The sequence below is a fragment of the Pseudomonas sp. KH_050 genome, from assembly GCF_057838875.1.
In genome coordinates this window covers 3155334-3172387 of sequence record NZ_CM174478.1, presented here as the reverse complement: position 1 = coordinate 3172387, position 17054 = coordinate 3155334, and the positions used below count along the sequence as shown (strand labels likewise).

The window sequence follows — 17054 nt, the reverse complement described above, 5'->3', positions numbered from 1 at the left end:
CGGTGCACGCGGTCGGCGTAGGAGCTGGCGCAGCCTGCGATCTTTTCAGCGGACACCAACGTCGCAAAGATCAAAAGATCGCAGCCTGCGGCAGCTCCTACGCAGGGGATTGCAGGCACCCCCACCCTTGCAGGTGCACGCGGTTGGCGTAGGAGCTGGCGCAGCCTGCGATCTTTTCTGCGGACACCAACGTCGCAAAGATCAAAAGATCGCAGCCTGCGGCAGCTCCTACACAGGGGATTGCAGACACCCCCACCCTTGCCGGTGCACGCGGTTGGCGTAGGAGCTGGCGCAGCCTGCGATCTTTTCTGCGGACACCAACGTCGCAAAGATCAAAAGATCGCAGCCTGCGGCAGCTCCTACACAGGGGATTGCAGACACCCCCACCCTTGCCGGTGCACGCGGTTGGCGTAGGAGCTGGCGCAGCCTGCGATCTTTTCTGCGGACACCAACGTCGCAAAGATCAAAAGATCGCAGCCTGCGGCAGCTCCTACAGAAGCCTGCGATCTTTTGATCTTCCTGGGGTTGGTGTTTACCCCAACAAATGACTCATCGCCATCTTCAGCTTCATCGGCCGTACCGGTTTGTGCATCAGGGTATGGCCCAGTTCGCGCATTTGCAGTTTCAGCTCGTTGCTGTAATTGGCGGTGATCATCAGCGCCGGCAACGGTGAGGCGCGTCGGGCGTTGATCAGGGCCACGGCATCGACGCCATTCTTGCCATGGTCCAGGTGGTAGTCGGCGATCAGCAGGTCAGCCTCGGCATGGTAGTTGTCCACCTGGCGCGCCAGGTCTTCTTCCGAAAGCGCCGTCACCACCTGACAACCCCAGCTTTCCAGCAGCGTGCGCATCCCGGCGCAAATCGCGGCGTCATTGTCCAGTACCCAGATCCGCGCCCCGTGCAAGCGTTCCAGCATTGGCTCGCTCATGGGCAACTGCGCCACAGGCTTGGGCGCGCTGTTGGTCAGTGGCACTTCAACGGCAAACATCGAACCCTTGCCGGGCCAGGAACGCACGGTTATCCGGTGCCCGAGGATGCCGGCGATTTTTTCGACGATTGCCAGCCCCAACCCCAAGCCCCGGTCCTGGTTCGGCCGTTGCACGTCACCGCGCTTGAACTCCTGGAAAATCTCCTCCAGTTTATTTTCGGCGATGCCCATGCCGCTGTCCCAGACCTCGATGGACAAGCGCTGACGATGCCGCCGACAGCCGAGCACCACGCGGCCGCTGGTGGTGTAGCGAATGGCGTTGCTCAACAGGTTGCGCAAGATGCGGGCCAGCAACTGGATGTCACTGCGCACCAATGCCGAACAGCCCACAAAGTGCAATTGCAGGCCTTCGCTGCGGGCCACCTGGGCATATTCGGTCGCCAGGTTTTCCAGCAATTCGCTGAGGGCGAACGCCGCGATATCGGCCTTGATCACCCCGGCGTCGAGCTTGGAGATGTCCACCAGCGTCCCCAACAGGCTCTCCACGTCTTCCAGGGAATTGCTGACATTGCGCACCAGAATCGCGTTGGCCACCGGTTCGCGGCGTTCGAGCAGCGCACTGGTGAACAGCCGCGCCGCATTGAGCGGCTGCAGCAGGTCGTGACTGACGGCCGCCAGAAATTTGGTTTTCGACAGGTTGGCCTGCTCGGCTTCCAGCTTGGCCTCACGCAGACGCGATTCGACACGACTGCGTTCGTCGATCTCGCGCAGCAGCTGATCGTTGAGACTGGTCAGTTCGGCGGTCCGCTCGCGGACCCGCAACTCGAGGTTCTGATAGGCCTGATGCAGGGCCTCGGCGGTGCGCCGGCGCTCGGTGACGTCGCGGATCAGCACAAAGATCCCCACCACCTCGCCCGTGGCCAGGCGATTGGGCACATAGGAGCGCAGCATGTAACGCTCCTGATTGTTGATGTTGGTTTCCGGACACTCGAAGGTCACGCTCTCCCCGGCCAAGGCCCGTGCCACATAGGTTTCCAGGCGCTGGTAATGCTCTTCGCTGTGCACCTCGCGCAGGCTCTGGCCGAGCATCACCCCGCGCGGCCAGCAGTACCACTCTTCATACACCTTGTTGGTGAACTCGTAGACCAGATCGGCGTTGAGGTAAGCGATCAGTGCCGGTACGTGGTCGGTGATCAGGCGAATCCAGCGCTCGCTCTCGCTCAGGGCTTCGGCATGCTGGTAACGCTCGGTGATGTCGGTGAAGGTATTGACGAAACCACCGGTCGGCAAGGGATGCGTGCGGATTTCCAGAACCCGTCCATCGTAGAGTCGCTGCTCACGCTCATGGACCACCCGGCCGTTGGTGTCGCGACTGGCCGGGGTCAGGAGGCTCAGTTCGCTGTCGCCGATCACCTCGGCGAACTGCCGATGGGCCGCCACCGGCGCCAGGCCGCTCAATTCGAGGAATCGACGGTTCCACAGTTCCAGGACGCCGTCGGCGTTGACCATCGCCACACCCTGGGACAGGTTGTCTACCGCCCGCTGCAGCAGGTGCGACTTCTGCGCCACAGCCTGCTCGCGACGCGCCGTTTCACTGAGTTTGACTTCGGTGATGTCGGTGAAGAGGATCACCCGCCCACCGTCCTGGGTCGGCCGTTCACTGATCTGCAGCCAGCGGCCATTCTGCAGCCGGTAGAGCAGATGTTCATCGCCATGGCCGCGTGGTTCTTCGCTGAACAGGCCGGTGCCGGTCATCAGCCGCTTGACCTCGGCCAGACGCATGCCGGCAATGATCCGCACCCGGCTGTTGGCCCAGAGAGCCTTGAAACGGCTGTTGAACAGCACGATGCGCTGGTCCTCATCAAACAACACGAAGGCATCGGAAATGCTTTCGATCGCATCGATCAGGTGGCGGTGAGCGGTTTCCGCCCGCAACCGGGCTTCGCTGAGCAAATGATTGCCGGCCTTGAGTTCGGCCATGGCCTGATTCAGCGCATCGGTGCGCTCGCGGACCTGTTCGGCGAGCACCACGGAATGCTGGAACGCCGAATACGGATCGTTGCCACGGGTGCTCCCGGACTCGATCCGTTCGATCAGCGCCGCATTGATGCGGTGCAGCTTGCGGTTTTCACGCTGCAGGCCGGCGATCTGCGCCAGCAGCTCGGCGGGCGACGGGGGGCCGGTTTCGGGCAATGGCAACGCCGGTGAAAGTCTGGTTGATATGCATGCCATTGAACTGTTCTCCGTAGGTGTTGAAGCCCATCACCCGCTGCTCGCGCAGGAAGGCACCAATTTGCTCCAGGCTGCCGTCGTCTTCGAGCTCCAGACGCCTGAGAAAACAGTCACAACCGATGGTCAGCAGCAGTGTGCCGAGCCGCGCTTCAAGTCCTTCGAACAGCGTCTGCAGATTCGGCAACAACGGCCCCGGGGTCATGGCGGTCAGCACGATGCCATTCTCCACGGCGCAATAGAAACTCAGGCTCAGGTCCGGGTGGACCTGCTGGATGGCCCTGACGTAGTACTGCTCGTTGATCCGTACCGCCAGCGGATGGGCGGCGAACACTCGATGATCGAGCTCGGCCACTGGCACGCCGATATGCCGGGCGTACTCCTCGGCGGCAGGTTCCGCGTTGAGCTCATAGACCCGGCGCGACGGACTGTCGGCGTGGGTGACCACCAGTTTTTCTTCACGGGGCAGGATGTGATGGGTGGTGAACACTTCGAAATCCAGCCAGGTGTTGACCAGCACCACCACTGCCGCGCCGCTGTGGAACTCGCCGTCGAAATACACGTGGGTGTGGGTCAGCTTATTGTCATCGCCGGCCGAGCCGCCAAAGTGCGGAATATCGCCGAGGGCCGCGCTCAGCGCCGCGAGGACCATTTCCTCGCGGCTGGACAGGCCGTCGAGCAGGGTCAGGGCGAAACTGTTGCCCTTGATCGGCGCCAGGGTGTTGCTGCGACAGCCGCCCACCAGGCGCTCGACCATTTGCTGGGCGTCGATCAGGCTGAAGTGCTCCATTTGATCGATCAGCTCGATGGCGATGGAGAAATGCCGGTGATCGAAACCCACCGCCGTGATGCAACCGCGGCCATAGCCATTGGGGGTGATCTCACCGGCGCTGGTGCAGCCCACCAGACGAATCCCGCCAAAACTCTGCTGCAAGGCCGGGCCCAGGACTTGCAAGTCGTACTCGGCGGAACAAAAGAACAGCACGAAGCCCAGGTGCGGATGCAACAGTTGCCGAGCCAGGTCCTGGGCGGCTTCCTGGGCGTCGGTGGCCTGGGACATTGCACTGACGACGCCATCGGTCTGGCCCTGTTGCATGATCGCCTCCCGCAGGTGCGTAGTCTGAGGCATCAGTGTACGAAGCCCGCGGCGAGGGCCCTATGCTACTTGGGTAGCGGGTAGGTGGTTCGATGGGATGAAGTGCGAACTGGACGGCCCCGAAAGATCGCAGCCTGCGGCGGCTCCTACAGGGGATTGCAGCCATTGCCGGTGCACGCGGTCGGCGTAGGAGCTGGCGCAGCCTGCGATCTTTTCTGCGGACACCCGCGTCGCAAAGATCAAAAGATCGCAGCCTGCGGCAGCTCCTACACAGGGGATTGCAGCCATTGCCGGTGCACGCGGTCGGCGCAGGAGCTGGCGCAGCCTGCGATCTTTTCTGCGGACACCAACGTCGCAAAGATCAAAAGATCGCAGCCTGCGGCAGCTCCTACGCAGGGGATTGCAGCCACCTATTGTGCCCTGCCCCGATCCACCCCACACCGCGATGCGCGCAGCGGGGGCGGATCCGGCGGGGTTACCAGGTCAGTACTGCGCCGACCGCGAAGGTGTCGGTGTTTTCATTCTGGGCGACGGTGTCGTGGCCGTCGATTTCGAACTGGTTGTATTCGGCCACCAGCTTGAGGTTGTCATTGACGTCGTGGAACAGTGCGATCCCGCGGGTTTCATAATCCGCGCCGCTGCCGACCACGCCGTTGCCGTCGTCCTTGGTCTTGCCATAGGACAGCGCCAGGCGGTTCTTGCCGAGTTTGTAGGAACCCTGCAGCAGGTAGCCGTCGCTGTCGACTTCACGCAAGGTCGCTTCGCCGGCGTTGTTGGTGAAGAACGGATTGATGCCCTTGGCCTGGAATCCCGAGCCGGTCAGCGACAAGCCACCCATCTTCGCCTGCACACCGTAGCCGACGCCTTTGGAGGTGACCGACTGCACCGTGGAGTCGGTGTTTTCCGAGGTCTGGTAGCTGCCGTTGAGCCAGCTGTAGATCTTCGCGCCACCGACGTCGAACTGGTAGGTGATCTCGCTCTCGGTCCGCGGGTTTTCCTGGTAGGCCTTGCCCAACGCGCTGTCGTCGTTGGTGTCCACCGGGTCCATGATCCCCACCGCGATGCGCAAGCCATCCATGACCGGCGTGCGGTAGGTGATCTGCGAAGTCGGAAACGGGTACGGGTAGCCGGTGCCGATGTTGCCGAACGACACCCCGCCACCATCCACCAGCCCCAGGGTGTCGCTGACCTGGCCGTAACCGGCGAGCATCTCGTCAAGCAGGATGTTGGAACGGGCGAACAGCCCGAAGTCCTTACCGATCAGCACCTCGCCCCAGCCCGGATTGCCCACGGTGCCGTAGAACTGACGCACATCAATGGCGGTGTCGGTGCCATTGGTTTCACTGTCGTTGATGGTCACCCAGAACGATGCCCGCGCGCCGAGCTTCAAGTCATCGACTTGCTTGCCCATGTTGAAACCCAGGTAGTTGGGCAAGAAGCCCATTTTCACTCGTGACTGCCGGCGATCGAACTGCTCGCCCTCGCGGTCGACGTCGCTATTGACATAGAAGGCGTTGATGTAGCCATCGGTGGAAAAGGTGGTCTGGTCCTTGTCGTACAGCATGATCTCGGCTTGCGCCATCGAACTCATGCCAAGGCCCGACAGGCTGGCAATCAGGGCAGGCAAGAAACAGTGCTGGTATTTCTTATTGTTGTGCATGGCGCGCTCCGCAACCGGGGGACTTGATGTCGGAGGCGATTATCGAAACACCGGAGTGCGTCTAATAGGCTGCCTTGGCGGCAATTGGCAGCTGCTTTGGAGGGGCGCGAGCGGCCCGGCAAATTCGATCCACTACCGGGTTGCTACGAGGTGCGAAACTTAAGGCTTACACGGACTGGCCGATGGGATGATCGACCCATCAGCCCCTTACATCTCCCGTAGCAGCTGCCGAAGGCTGCGTTCGGCTGCGCAGCGGTTGCAATATGGTGAACCGCGTCTTTGCTGGAGGAATGGGGTTGCAGGTTTTACGGCTGCTTCGCAGCCGAACGCAGGCTGCGCCAGCTGCTACGAAGCGCGTTGTTCCTCACGCCAGTTCACGCAACTTTTTCAGTTCAGCAGCAGCCAGGGGAATGCCGGCGCCGCGGGATTTTTCTCGGGCCTGATAGCGCCGGTCACCTGGCAAGCGTTCCAGCCCGACTGCCTGCATCTGCCGCACCAGTTCTTCGCTGCGACTGGCGAAGCTGTTGCCGCCGGCCTTGCTCGGATCGATCAGGATCACCAACTGGCCGGTCCAGGGTGTTTGCGCCCCAGGATGTTTCGACCAGTCGAATTCGAAGGAGAAATTGCCTCCGGTCAGCGCGGCGGCCAGCAGTTCAACCATCATCGACAACGCCGAGCCCTTGTGCCCGCCAAAGGGCAACAAGGCGCCGCCAGCGAGGATCGCTTGCGGGTCCCGGGTTGGCTGGCCCTCACTGTCGACGCCCATGCCCGGCGGTAATTGTTCGCCTTTGCGCGCAGCGATCTGCACATCGCCATGGGCAATGGCGCTGGTGGCCAGGTCAAAGACAATCGGCTCGCCACCGGCACGGGGCGCGGCAAAGGCAATCGGGTTGGTGCCGAACAACGGCCGTTGCGCGCCATGGGGCACCACGCAGGTCATGCTGTTGACCACACTCAGGGCCACCAGGCCCTGCCTGGCAAAGGGTTCGACGTCTGGCCACAGCGCGGCGAAATGGTGCGAGTTGCGGATCGCCAATACCGCGATCCCGGCGCTGCGGGCCTTTTCGATCAGCAGTTCGCGGGCGGCTGCCAGTGCCGGTTGGGCGAAGCCATTGGCGGCGTCTACCCGCACGAAACCCGAGGCCACATCTTCGACAATCGGCTGCGCCTGGCCATCGACCCAACCGCTGGCCAGCGACGACAAGTAGCCGGGAATGCGGAACACCCCATGGCTATGGGAACCGTCGCGCTGCGCCCTGGCGCAGTTGTCGGCGAGTATCCGGGCGACCTCGGTGGAGGTGCCGTGGCGCTCGAATACCTGTTGCAGCAACTGGCTTAACCCGGCCAGGCCAATAAGCTCTATTTCGGGTGTTACAGGGGCGGATTGGGACATTGCGAAGCTCCAGGGACATTGTTATTGGGGGTGGGCTACTGCGGCCTGACTATCCAGTCACGCCAGTTATCTGTCAAATATTGACTTAATGACAGAAAACATTCACCTTCTGCTCAAGCGCTGAATAACAACAGGAAACAGCCTTGAGCCAGCCCATCAAACAACGCCTTGAAAGCAGCTTGTCGACCGCCGCCGCCTCGGGCCGGGCGATCGCCAATTACATGCTGGCCAACCTCTACGAGTTGCCGTTTCAGACCTCGGCGGATATCGCCGCCAAGCTGGGCGTCAGCGAGTCAACCGTCGGGCGCTTCTGCCGCTCCATCGGCTACAGCCATTTCAAAGACCTGAAAAACGACCTGAAAACCGATCTTGGCGAAGGCCCGTGGCTGGTCGGTGAGCGTTTGCAGGAGTTCCGCCAGCAGTCCAGCCAGAGTCCCCAAGGCTTGCCGCAGAGTTTCGAGCTGGAAGTCGGCGCACTGATGAAAGTCTACGAATACAGCCTGACCCCGGCCTGGCAAACCATCAGCCAGCGCCTGGCCACCCGGCGCAAGGTGTTTGTCGCCGGTTTCCAGACCGAACGCGGAATCGCCGCGTCCATGGTCCATCTGCTGCAGTACCTGCGCGATGGCGTGCAACTGGTGGATGGCGCCGCCGGGCATTACGCCGACGTGCTGCTCAGCCACCCCGAGGAGTGCGCGCTGGTGGTGTTCGAAGCCCGGCGTTATTCCCGTCACGCCCTGAATCTGTGTCGCAAGGCCCGCGAAGCCGGCATCCCCGTGACCCTGGTCACCGACACCTTCTGCGACTGGGCCGAACAAAACGCCGATGAAGTGTTCCGCGTGCCCACCGAGTTCAACCTGTTCTGGGAGTCCACGGCGGCGATGCTGTCGCTGGTGCATCTGCTGGTCAACGAGGTGTGCAAGCAGTTGGGCCCCGAAGTCGAAAGACGTCTTGAAGCAACCGCAGCCTTACATAACGAGTTCGTTGGATATACATCCTCACCAGGACCAAAACAATAATCGAGGTGTCACTTGAAAAACGTCATTCGCTTTGCAGCTACCTGTGCAATGGTCATCGCCGGAGTCTCGGGGGCCCAGGCTGAAGTACTTAAGATCGCCACCGAAGGCGCTTACCCGCCCTTCAACTATGTGGACTCGGACAACAAGCTGCACGGCTTCGACGTCGATATCGCCAATGCCCTGTGCGAGCGCATGAAGGTCGAGTGCACGATCGTCGCCCAGGATTGGGAAGGCATCATCCCTGCGCTGATGGCGAAGAAATACGATGCGGTGGTGGCTTCGATGATTGCCACCGATGAACGCAAGAAGAAGATCGCCTTCACCAATCACTACTACCGCACCCCGCTCTCGGTCGCGGTGGCCAAGGACTCGGCCATCACCGACGCCCAGACCAAGTTCAAAGGTCTGACGGTCGGCGCCCAGTCGTCTTCGACCCAGGCCATCTACGCCGAAGATCATTACGCCCCGGCCGGTGCCGACGTGAAGTTCTACCCGACGCTGGACGAAGCCAACAGCGACCTCGCCTCCGGTCGCCTGGACGGGGTGATTGCCGACAAGTTTCCACTGCTGGCCTGGGCCGAAAGCACCGGCAAGGACTGCTGCAAGATCATCGGCGACGTCAACGGCACCACCGCCGATGCCTCGATCGCCGTGCGCCAGGAAGACAACGCCCTGCGGGAACGGCTGAACAAGGCGCTGGATGACATCGTCGCCGACGGCACCTACAAAAAGATCTCCAGCCGCTACTTCGCCTTCGATATCTACTGAGCCCTCGGGTCCGCGGCACTGGCCCCGGACCTGTTCCCCTGACACCCCGGCCCCGCGCTCGCCCTGAGCGCGGTGGCGGCGTGCAAGCTTAATTTCGCGAGAGGGTTCGGGCATGTTCGAACATCTGTCACTGTTATCTTTCGCCAGCGGCGGCTGGGGCTCGGCGCTGTTGGCCGGGGCCCTGGTGACCATCGCCCTGGCCCTCAGCTGTGTGCCGATCGGGTTGCCGCTGGGCCTCGGCGTGGCCCTGGCAGCCCGTTCCAAACACCGCTGGTTGCGGACTTCGGCCACGGTGTTTTCCACGGTATTCCGTGGGCTGCCCGAATTGCTGACCCTGCTGATCATTTACTACGGCTGCCAGATCGCCGCGCAGAAAATCCTCGCCGCCATGGGCTACCAGACCGAGGTGACGATCAACACCTTCGTCGCCGCGATGATCGCCTTCAGCCTGGTGTTCGCCGCGTTCTCCAGCGAAATCTGGCTGGGCGCCTTCAAGACCGTGCCCAAGGGCCAGTTCGAAGCGGCTGCGGCGCTGGGCCTGTCCAAGGGCACGACCTTTCGCAAGGTGGTCCTGCCACAACTGACGCGCATTGCCCTGCCGGGCTTGTCGAACAACTGGTTGTCGCTGCTCAAGGACACCTCGCTGGTCTCGACCATTTCCCTGGTCGACCTGATGCGCCAGACCAACCTGGCGGTCAGCGTGACCAAGGAACCGCTGTTTTTCTACGCCGTGGCCTGCTTCGGCTACCTGTTTTTCTCGGCGTTGTCCGGTCGCTTGTTTCACTTTCTCGAACAGTACTTCAGCCGCCATCAACGGAGTGCCCGGCCATGAGCTTCGATGAACTGCTGAACCTGTTCCTCAGCCCCGAACTGCTCGAACGCTACGGCCCGCGCTTCATCGACGGGCTGCTGGTGACCGGCAAACTGGTGGCGATTTCCTTCAGCCTCGGCGCCCTGCTCGGCCTGCTGCTCGCCCTGGGCCGCTTGTCGAGCAACCGCTTTGTGCGCAGTTTCACCGGCGCCTATGGGTACTTTTTCCGTGGCTCGCCGCTGCTCGCCCAGTTGTTCATGCTGTATTACGGCCTGGGCTCGTTCAAAGGCTTCTGGCAGGACGTCGGCCTCTGGTGGTTCTTCCGCGACGCCTGGTTCTGCACCTTGCTGGCCTTCACCCTGAACACCGCGGCCTACCAGGCCGAGATCCTGCGCGGCGCGCTGCTGGCCGTCGCCCCGGGCCAGCGCGAAGCGTCGAAAGCCCTCAGCCTGTCGCGCTGGACCGCCTTTCGCAAAGTCATCCTGCCGCAGTCGTTGCTGGTGGCCATCGGGCCGCTGGGCAATGAGCTGATCCTGATGATCAAGGCCAGCGCCATTGCCTCGCTGGTGACCATCTATGACTTGATGGGCGTGACCAAGCTGGCCTTCTCCCGCAGCTTCGACTTCCAGATCTACCTGTGGGCCGCGGTGCTCTACCTGCTGATCGTCGAAGTGGTGCGCCGCAGCCTGAAACTGATCGAAGGCCGTTTGGGCCGTCATTTGAACTGAACCGATTTTCCCGGGCCGCCACGGTGGCCCACGTACCAGGGATTTACCCATGCATTGCGAAACCATTGTTCTCGGCGCCGGGATTGTCGGCGTCAGCACCGCGCTGCAGTTGCAGGCCCGCGGCCGCAAAGTGGTACTGCTCGACCGCCAGCAACCGGGCAATGGCACCAGCCATGGCAACGCCGGGCTGATCGAGCGCGCCAGCGTCATCCCCTATGCGTTTCCGCGCCAGCTGTCGAAACTGCTGCGCTATGGCCTCAATCAGCAATCGGATGTGCGCTACAGCCTGCGCTACCTGCCCAAGGCCGGCCCCTGGTTGCTGCAATACTGGCGCAATTCCGGGCCCAAGGGCCTGGCCGCGGCGACCCGCGCCATGCTGCCGCTGGTGGAACGCTGCGTCAGTGAACATGAGCTGCTGGCCGAACCGGCAGGCATGAGTGGCCTGATCCAGGGCGACGGTTGGGTCGAAGCCTTCAGCGATCAGGCCGCATTCGAACAAGCGCAGCGGGACGCCCTGGCCCTGAGCGAGTACGGATTGAACTATGCGGTGCTCGACCGGCAGCGGATCCACCAACTCGAGCCCGGGCTGCACGCCGATGTGGTGGGTGGCCTGCACTGGCTGGACCCCAAGACCGTCAGCGATCCCGGCGGCCTGACCCGTGGTTACGCCGAACTGTTCCAGAAACGCGGCGGGACCTTTGTCCTCGGCGATGCCCTGAGCCTGCGCCAAAGCAATGGTCAGTGGCAGGTGCAAAGCGCACAAGGACTGATCACCGGCAATGAAGCGGTGGTCGCCCTCGGACCCCAGGCCCGGGGCATTTTCGAACCCCTGGGCTATCGCATTCCGCTGGCGATCAAGCGCGGCTACCACATGCACTACGCGGCCAGACCCGGGGTGCAGATGCACCATCCGATTCTCGACCCGGTGGGCGGCTACGTGCTGGCGCCGATGGTGCATGGCATTCGCTTGACCACCGGCATCGAGTTCGCCGACAGCGATGATCCGATCAACGAAATCCAGCTGCGCCGTTGCGAAGAACTGGCGCGGCACTTCTACCCGCTGGGCGAGCGCCTGGATGCCGAACCCTGGCTCGGTCGCCGGCCGTGCCTGCCGGACATGTGCCCGGTGATTGGCCCGGCCAGTCGCCACCCGGGGTTGTGGTTCAACTTCGGCCACGCGCACCACGGCCTGACCCTGGGCCCGGTCAGCGGTCGCCTGCTGGCCGAGATGATGACCGCCAGCATGCCGTTTACCGACCCGACCCCCTACAGCGCCGAGCGCTTCCACTGATCGCTGGAGAGATAAGCATGCAATCTGCCACTGCCCTGCTGCAAACCCCGACGATCGCCGCCCCTGATACGCGCAAGGTGGTGGTCGATATCACCGGGCTGAACAAGTTCTATGGCGCCTTTCACGTGCTGCACGACATCGACCTGAAAGTCCGCGAAGGTGAACGCATTGTCCTCTGCGGCCCGTCCGGTTCCGGAAAATCGACGCTGATCCGTTGCATCAACCGCCTGGAAATCGCTGAAAAGGGTCGCATCCTGATCGATGCCACCGACCTCTCGCAGAACACCCGTCAGGCCGCCAAAGTCCGCAGCGAAGTGGGCATGGTGTTCCAGCACTTCAACTTGTTCCCTCACATGAGCGTGCTCGACAACTGCACCCTGGCGCCGATCTCGGTCCGTGGCCTGTCGCGCAAGAAGGCCGAAGAACTTGCGCGCAATTACCTGAACAAGGTCGGTATCGAAAACCAGGCCGACAAATACCCCAGCCAACTCTCCGGCGGTCAGCAACAACGCGTGGCCATTGCCCGGGCGCTGTGCATGGAGCCAAAGATCATGCTGTTCGACGAGCCGACCTCGGCGCTGGACCCGGAAATGGTCAGTGAAGTGCTCGATGTCATGGTCAAGCTCGCCGGCAGCGGCATGACCATGCTCTGCGTCACCCACGAAATGGGCTTCGCCCGCCAAGTGGCCGAGCGGGTGCTGTTCCTCGATGGCGGGAAAATCATCGAGGATGCGCCGCCGAACGACTTCTTCGGCGCGCCAAAAAGTGCCCGGGCCAAAGCCTTTCTCGCGCAGATCGTGCATTAAGGAATGGGAAAACCGACAGCTTGCGGCGCTCCGGATAGCTGCCGCAGGCGCGGATTCGAGGGTTCAAATACGGCAAAAAGCCGGAATTTTGCAAGCTTATGTATCCACGGCGAGCTGGATACACTGCAATACAAAGGCCTGCGGGCAAGCCGGGCAAGGCTCGATATGCTGTGTCACAAACAGACACAGACAGGGCTGAGCAGATGGAACATGTCGATCACATTCTGATAGTCGATGATGATCGCGAGATCAGAGAATTGGTGGGCAACTACCTGAAGAAGAACGGTCTGCGCACCACGGTGGTCGCCGATGGGCGACAGATGCGCAGCTTCCTCGAATCGACGCCGGTCGATCTGATCGTGCTCGACATCATGATGCCCGGTGACGATGGCCTGATGCTCTGTCGCGAGTTGCGCGCCGGCAAACACAAAAACACCCCGGTGCTGATGCTCACCGCCCGCAACGATGAAACCGACCGCATCATCGGCCTCGAGATGGGCGCCGACGACTATCTGGTCAAACCCTTCGCCGCCCGCGAGTTGCTGGCGCGGATCAATGCCGTGCTGCGGCGCACGCGGATGCTGCCGCCGAACCTGGTGCTCAGCGAAAGCGGCCGGCTGCTGGGTTTCGGTCGCTGGTGCCTGGACACCACGGCCCGCCACCTGCTCGACAAGGACGGCACCCTGGTGGCCCTGAGTGGCGCCGAGTATCGTCTGCTGCGGGTATTTCTCGATCATCCGAAGCGGGTGCTCAGCCGCGACCAATTGCTCAACCTGACCCAGGGCCGCGATGCCGAGCTGTTCGACCGATCCATCGACCTGCTGGTCAGCCGCCTGCGCCAGCGTCTGCTGGATGATGCGCGGGAACCGGCATGCATCAAGACCGTGCGCAGCGAAGGCTATGTGTTCTCACTGCCGGTGGAAGTCCTCGGGGCGCCGGCATGAGATTCTCGTTGAGCTGGCCGCGCACGCTGGCTTCGCGGCTCTCGCTGATTTTTCTGGTCGGGCTGATTCTCGCCCAGGGGCTGTCTTTCGGCGCGCAGTTCTACGAACGTTACCAGAGCGCGAAATCGACCATGCTGGGCAATCTGGAAACCGATGTCTCGACCTCCATCGCTATCCTCGACCGTTTGCCGGCCGCCGAGCGCGCGGACTGGCTACGGCGTCTGGATCGGCACAATTATGGCTACTTGCTGAACACGGGCGAGTCCGGTGTCCCCATGGAGCGGGCTGACGCGCCGGTTGCGATGCGCTCGATCGAGGACGCCATCGGGCATGATTACCCGCTGGTATTTACCGATATCCCCGGCCCGCAGAAACATTTCCAGGTGCACCTGCGCCTCGCCGATGACAGTCCGGTCACCATTGACGTCAGGCCGGCGATCATGGCGCTCTCTCCCTGGCTGCCGTTTGTCCTGCTGGGCCAACTGGCGCTGTTGATCGGCTGTACCTGGCTGGCCGTGCGGATCGCCATCCGCCCGTTGACGCGGCTGGCCCGGGCCGTGGAAACCCTCGACCCGAACAACCACGCCATCCACCTGGATGAAACCGGGCCCACCGAGGTGGCCTACGCCGCAGCCGCTTTCAACGCCATGCAGGAACGCATCGCTGCTTATCTCAAGGAGCGCATGCAACTGCTGGCGGCGATCTCCCATGACCTGCAAACCCCCATCACCCGTATGAAGTTACGGGCCGAATTCATGGACGAATCTCCCGAGAAGGACAAGCTCTGGCAGGACCTGGGAGAAATAGAACATCTGGTCCGCGAAGGCGTGGCCTATGCCCGTAGCGTCCACGGCTCCAACGAGGCAAGCTGCCGGGTCGATCTGGACTCATTTCTCGACAGCCTGGTCTTCGACTATCAGGACATGGGCCAGGCGGTGCAATTGAACGGGAAAAATGCCGCGGTGATCGATACCCGGCCCCATGCGTTGCGCCGGGTACTGGTCAACCTGGTGGATAACGCGTTGAAGTTCTCCGGTGCCGCGCAAATAGTCATTCAGACCAGGGCCGACCGGAGTCTGGCGATCCAGGTGCTGGATCGCGGTCCGGGGATCGCCGAACAGGAACTGGCACAGGTGCTCAAGCCTTTCTACCGGGTGGAAAGCTCGCGCAATCGAAGCACCGGCGGCACCGGACTGGGCCTGGCCATCGCCCAACAGCTGGCCCAGGCCATTGGCGGCTCGCTGACCCTGCGCAACCGCGAAGGCGGTGGACTGTGTGCGGAGCTCGAGCTGGGTGGTCGGCAGGGTTGAGATGAGGGCGGTCCGACCGCATTGCGGTGCATGCCAGATCGCCAGGATCGCAGCCTGCGGCAGCTCCTACGCCAAGCCCGTTCACCTTTGAAATAGAAGGTGTACGCAAAAACCTGTAGGAGCTGCCGCAGGCTGCGATCTTTTGATCCTGGCGTCCGTCCGGGCAACGCATTGTCCGCCGAAAAGATCGCCCATTGATCGCAGGTCGTACACAAATCCGTAGGAGCTGCCGCAGGCTGCGATCTTTTAAGGCTCACCAGGTCCCCGCTTTGTATCGGACTGTGTATCAAGCGTCCCTGATACATCCGCTTTAGTTCGCGCAACCACAGGACACAGACCGGATACACCCCTGCGATTAACTCTGTCTACCGGCTGACGTGTTGGTCGGGCGCACCTCCCTGACACTGGATCACAGGACATCAAGCTCATGCAGACCCATCGTTCTTCGACCTTGCCGCAGGCCTCCAGCGTAGGGCTTGGCTTGCGTCGCTCGCTGCTCAATCAGCTGCGGTATGCCCCCGCCGGCAACTTCGATTTCCTCGAAGTCGCGCCGGAAAACTGGATCGGCATCGGCGGTGCCCATGGTGCTGCGCTGCGCGCCCTGGCCGAAAGGTATCCGTTGTCCTGCCACGGCCTGTCCCTTTCCCTCGGTGGCACAGCGCCGCTGGACGTGGCTTTACTGCAGGAAGTGCGGGTGTTTCTCGACCAGTACAAGGTGCCGCTCTACAGCGAGCATTTGAGTTATTGCAGTGACGACGGCCATCTCTACGACTTGCTGCCGCTGCCCTTCACTGAAGAAGCGGTGCATCACGTCGCGGCCCGTATTCGCCAGGCTCAGGATGTCCTGGGTCGGCGCCTGGCAGTGGAAAACGTGTCCTACTATGCCGCGCCGGAACAGGATATGGACGAACTCACCTTTACCAATGCCGTGCTCCAGGAAGCCGATTGCGACCTGCTGCTGGACGTCAACAATGTCTACGTGAACTCGGTGAACCACCGTTCCGACCCCCAGGCCTTCCTTGCTGGAATCGCGCCCGACAGAGTGGTCGCCATGCATGTCGCGGGGCACTACGACGAATCCGACGAACTGAAAATCGACACCCATGGCGCTCCGGTCAAACCGGTGGTGTGGGCATTGCTGGCCCAGGCCTACGCACGGTTCGGGGCCAAACCGACCTTGCTCGAACGGGATTTCAACTTCCCGGCCTTCGAGGCACTGGTGGCTGAGTTGAACATCATTCGCCAACTGCAAACCGGGGCGAAAAACCCGGTTCTGGTGGTGGCCCATGGTTAATCCAGGTGCAACCTTGCAGCAGCAGCAACAGTCACTGACCCGCTATCTGCGCGATCCCGATAGCTGTCCACCACCCGCCGGAATGGACCCGGCGCGGGTGAACATCTATCGCGATCTGGTTATCGAAAACCTGCTGTCGCTGCTGAGCGGGACCTTTCCGGTGCTGGTGAGCATCCTCGGCGATACCCACTGGCGGGTACTGCTGAGGGCATTCTTGCGGGATTACCGCTCGACCACGCCGAAATTTGGTGAAATCGCCAAAGAGTTCGTCGACTTTCTTGCGGCTGAGCCGGCGGTACTCAAGGACGCGACGTGGCCGGCGTTCATGATCGAACTGGCTCATTATGAGTGGATCGAGATGGCGCTCCAGCAGGCTGAAGACGAGCCCCTGCCCGCCAGCGATGGCGGTTTTTTGCTGGATCGCCCCTTGCGGGTTTCAGCGCTGGCCTGGCCCCTGGCCTACAGCTGGCCGGTCCATCAGCTGGGGCCCGATTACCAACCCGACGCGCCGTCAGGCCAGCCGACCTTGTTGCTGATTCGCCGTTCGGCCGACTGGAGCGTGGTTTTTTCCGAGCTCAGCCCGTTGGCCTGGCGACTGCTGCAACGCATCGAAGAGTTCCCCGAGTTGCAGGGGCGTGTCCAGTTGCAGGAATTGGCCGTCGAGGCCCAAGCGACCGAGCTCAGCGATTTCATGGACAGCGGCCTGATTCTGTTGCAGCAGATGCATGCCGAGGGTGTCGTGGGCATAGCGAATACGCAGTGAAAGCTTTGTGTAAA

General features: G+C 62.1%; 14 protein-coding genes. 10 read left to right on the top strand and 4 right to left on the bottom strand.

What is annotated here, in order from left to right; all coding sequences use genetic code 11:
- Nucleotides 1-532: 532 nt before the first annotated feature.
- The 4 genes from nahK to AC3IUA_RS14585 all read right to left on the bottom strand — a co-directional run bounded on the left by nahK (nt 533) and on the right by AC3IUA_RS14585 (nt 7306).
- Nucleotides 533-3160: a hybrid sensor histidine kinase/response regulator NahK/ErcS' gene (gene nahK / locus AC3IUA_RS14600; protein ID WP_489361962.1), complete on the bottom strand. Its 2628-nt coding sequence runs from the start codon at nt 3158-3160 to the stop codon at nt 533-535.
- Nucleotides 3057-4253, bottom strand: a complete 1197-nt coding sequence (gene nosP, locus AC3IUA_RS14595; RefSeq protein ID WP_489361960.1) for a nitric oxide-sensing protein NosP — start codon at nt 4251-4253, stop codon at nt 3057-3059. The genes nahK and nosP overlap by 104 nt, the downstream gene beginning before the upstream one ends.
- 475 nt (nt 4254-4728) lie before the next feature.
- The gene (locus AC3IUA_RS14590) at nt 4729-5913 is read right to left on the bottom strand and encodes a porin (protein ID WP_489361958.1); all 1185 of its coding nucleotides are present in this window, start codon (nt 5911-5913) and stop codon (nt 4729-4731) included.
- A 364-nt stretch (nt 5914-6277) separates the two neighbouring features.
- Nucleotides 6278-7306 (bottom strand): Ldh family oxidoreductase, encoded by a 1029-nt coding sequence (locus AC3IUA_RS14585; protein ID WP_489361956.1) that lies wholly within the window; start codon nt 7304-7306, stop codon nt 6278-6280.
- A 143-nt stretch (nt 7307-7449) separates the two neighbouring features.
- Between AC3IUA_RS14585 and AC3IUA_RS14580 the strand changes: the two genes are divergently transcribed.
- The 10 genes from AC3IUA_RS14580 to AC3IUA_RS14535 all read left to right on the top strand — a co-directional run bounded on the left by AC3IUA_RS14580 (nt 7450) and on the right by AC3IUA_RS14535 (nt 17040).
- Entirely contained in the window at nt 7450-8325 is an 876-nt protein-coding gene (locus tag AC3IUA_RS14580) for a MurR/RpiR family transcriptional regulator (protein WP_489361954.1), read from the top strand.
- A 12-nt stretch (nt 8326-8337) separates the two neighbouring features.
- Nucleotides 8338-9093: a transporter substrate-binding domain-containing protein gene (locus AC3IUA_RS14575; RefSeq protein ID WP_489361952.1), complete on the top strand. Its 756-nt coding sequence runs from the start codon at nt 8338-8340 to the stop codon at nt 9091-9093.
- 112 nt (nt 9094-9205) lie between these two features.
- Complete coding sequence (locus tag AC3IUA_RS14570; RefSeq protein WP_489355946.1) at nt 9206-9925, top strand: ABC transporter permease; 720 nt, start codon at nt 9206-9208, stop codon at nt 9923-9925.
- A complete protein-coding gene (locus AC3IUA_RS14565; RefSeq protein WP_489361950.1) occupies nt 9922-10632 on the top strand; it encodes an ABC transporter permease in 711 nt (236 codons plus the stop codon). Before AC3IUA_RS14570 ends, AC3IUA_RS14565 begins: the two co-directional genes overlap by 4 nt.
- Before the next feature lie 49 nt (nt 10633-10681).
- Nucleotides 10682-11923 carry an NAD(P)/FAD-dependent oxidoreductase gene (locus AC3IUA_RS14560; protein ID WP_489361948.1) on the top strand — a complete coding sequence of 414 codons (1242 nt, stop codon included), beginning with the start codon at nt 10682-10684 and terminating at the stop codon, nt 11921-11923.
- A gap of 17 nt (nt 11924-11940) precedes the next feature.
- The gene (locus tag AC3IUA_RS14555; RefSeq protein ID WP_489361946.1) at nt 11941-12729 is read left to right on the top strand and encodes an amino acid ABC transporter ATP-binding protein; all 789 of its coding nucleotides are present in this window, start codon (nt 11941-11943) and stop codon (nt 12727-12729) included.
- A gap of 203 nt (nt 12730-12932) precedes the next feature.
- Nucleotides 12933-13673 carry a response regulator gene (locus AC3IUA_RS14550; RefSeq protein ID WP_489361944.1) on the top strand — a complete coding sequence of 247 codons (741 nt, stop codon included), beginning with the start codon at nt 12933-12935 and terminating at the stop codon, nt 13671-13673.
- A complete protein-coding gene (locus AC3IUA_RS14545; protein ID WP_489361942.1) occupies nt 13670-14983 on the top strand; it encodes a sensor histidine kinase in 1314 nt (437 codons plus the stop codon). Before AC3IUA_RS14550 ends, AC3IUA_RS14545 begins: the two co-directional genes overlap by 4 nt.
- 427 nt (nt 14984-15410) lie before the next feature.
- The gene (locus AC3IUA_RS14540; protein WP_489361940.1) at nt 15411-16277 is read left to right on the top strand and encodes an HvfB family MNIO-type RiPP peptide maturase; all 867 of its coding nucleotides are present in this window, start codon (nt 15411-15413) and stop codon (nt 16275-16277) included.
- On the top strand, nt 16270-17040 hold the full coding sequence (locus AC3IUA_RS14535) for an HvfC family RiPP maturation protein (protein ID WP_489361938.1): 771 nt from the start codon (nt 16270-16272) through the stop codon (nt 17038-17040). Before AC3IUA_RS14540 ends, AC3IUA_RS14535 begins: the two co-directional genes overlap by 8 nt.
- Nucleotides 17041-17054: the final 14 nt, after the last annotated feature.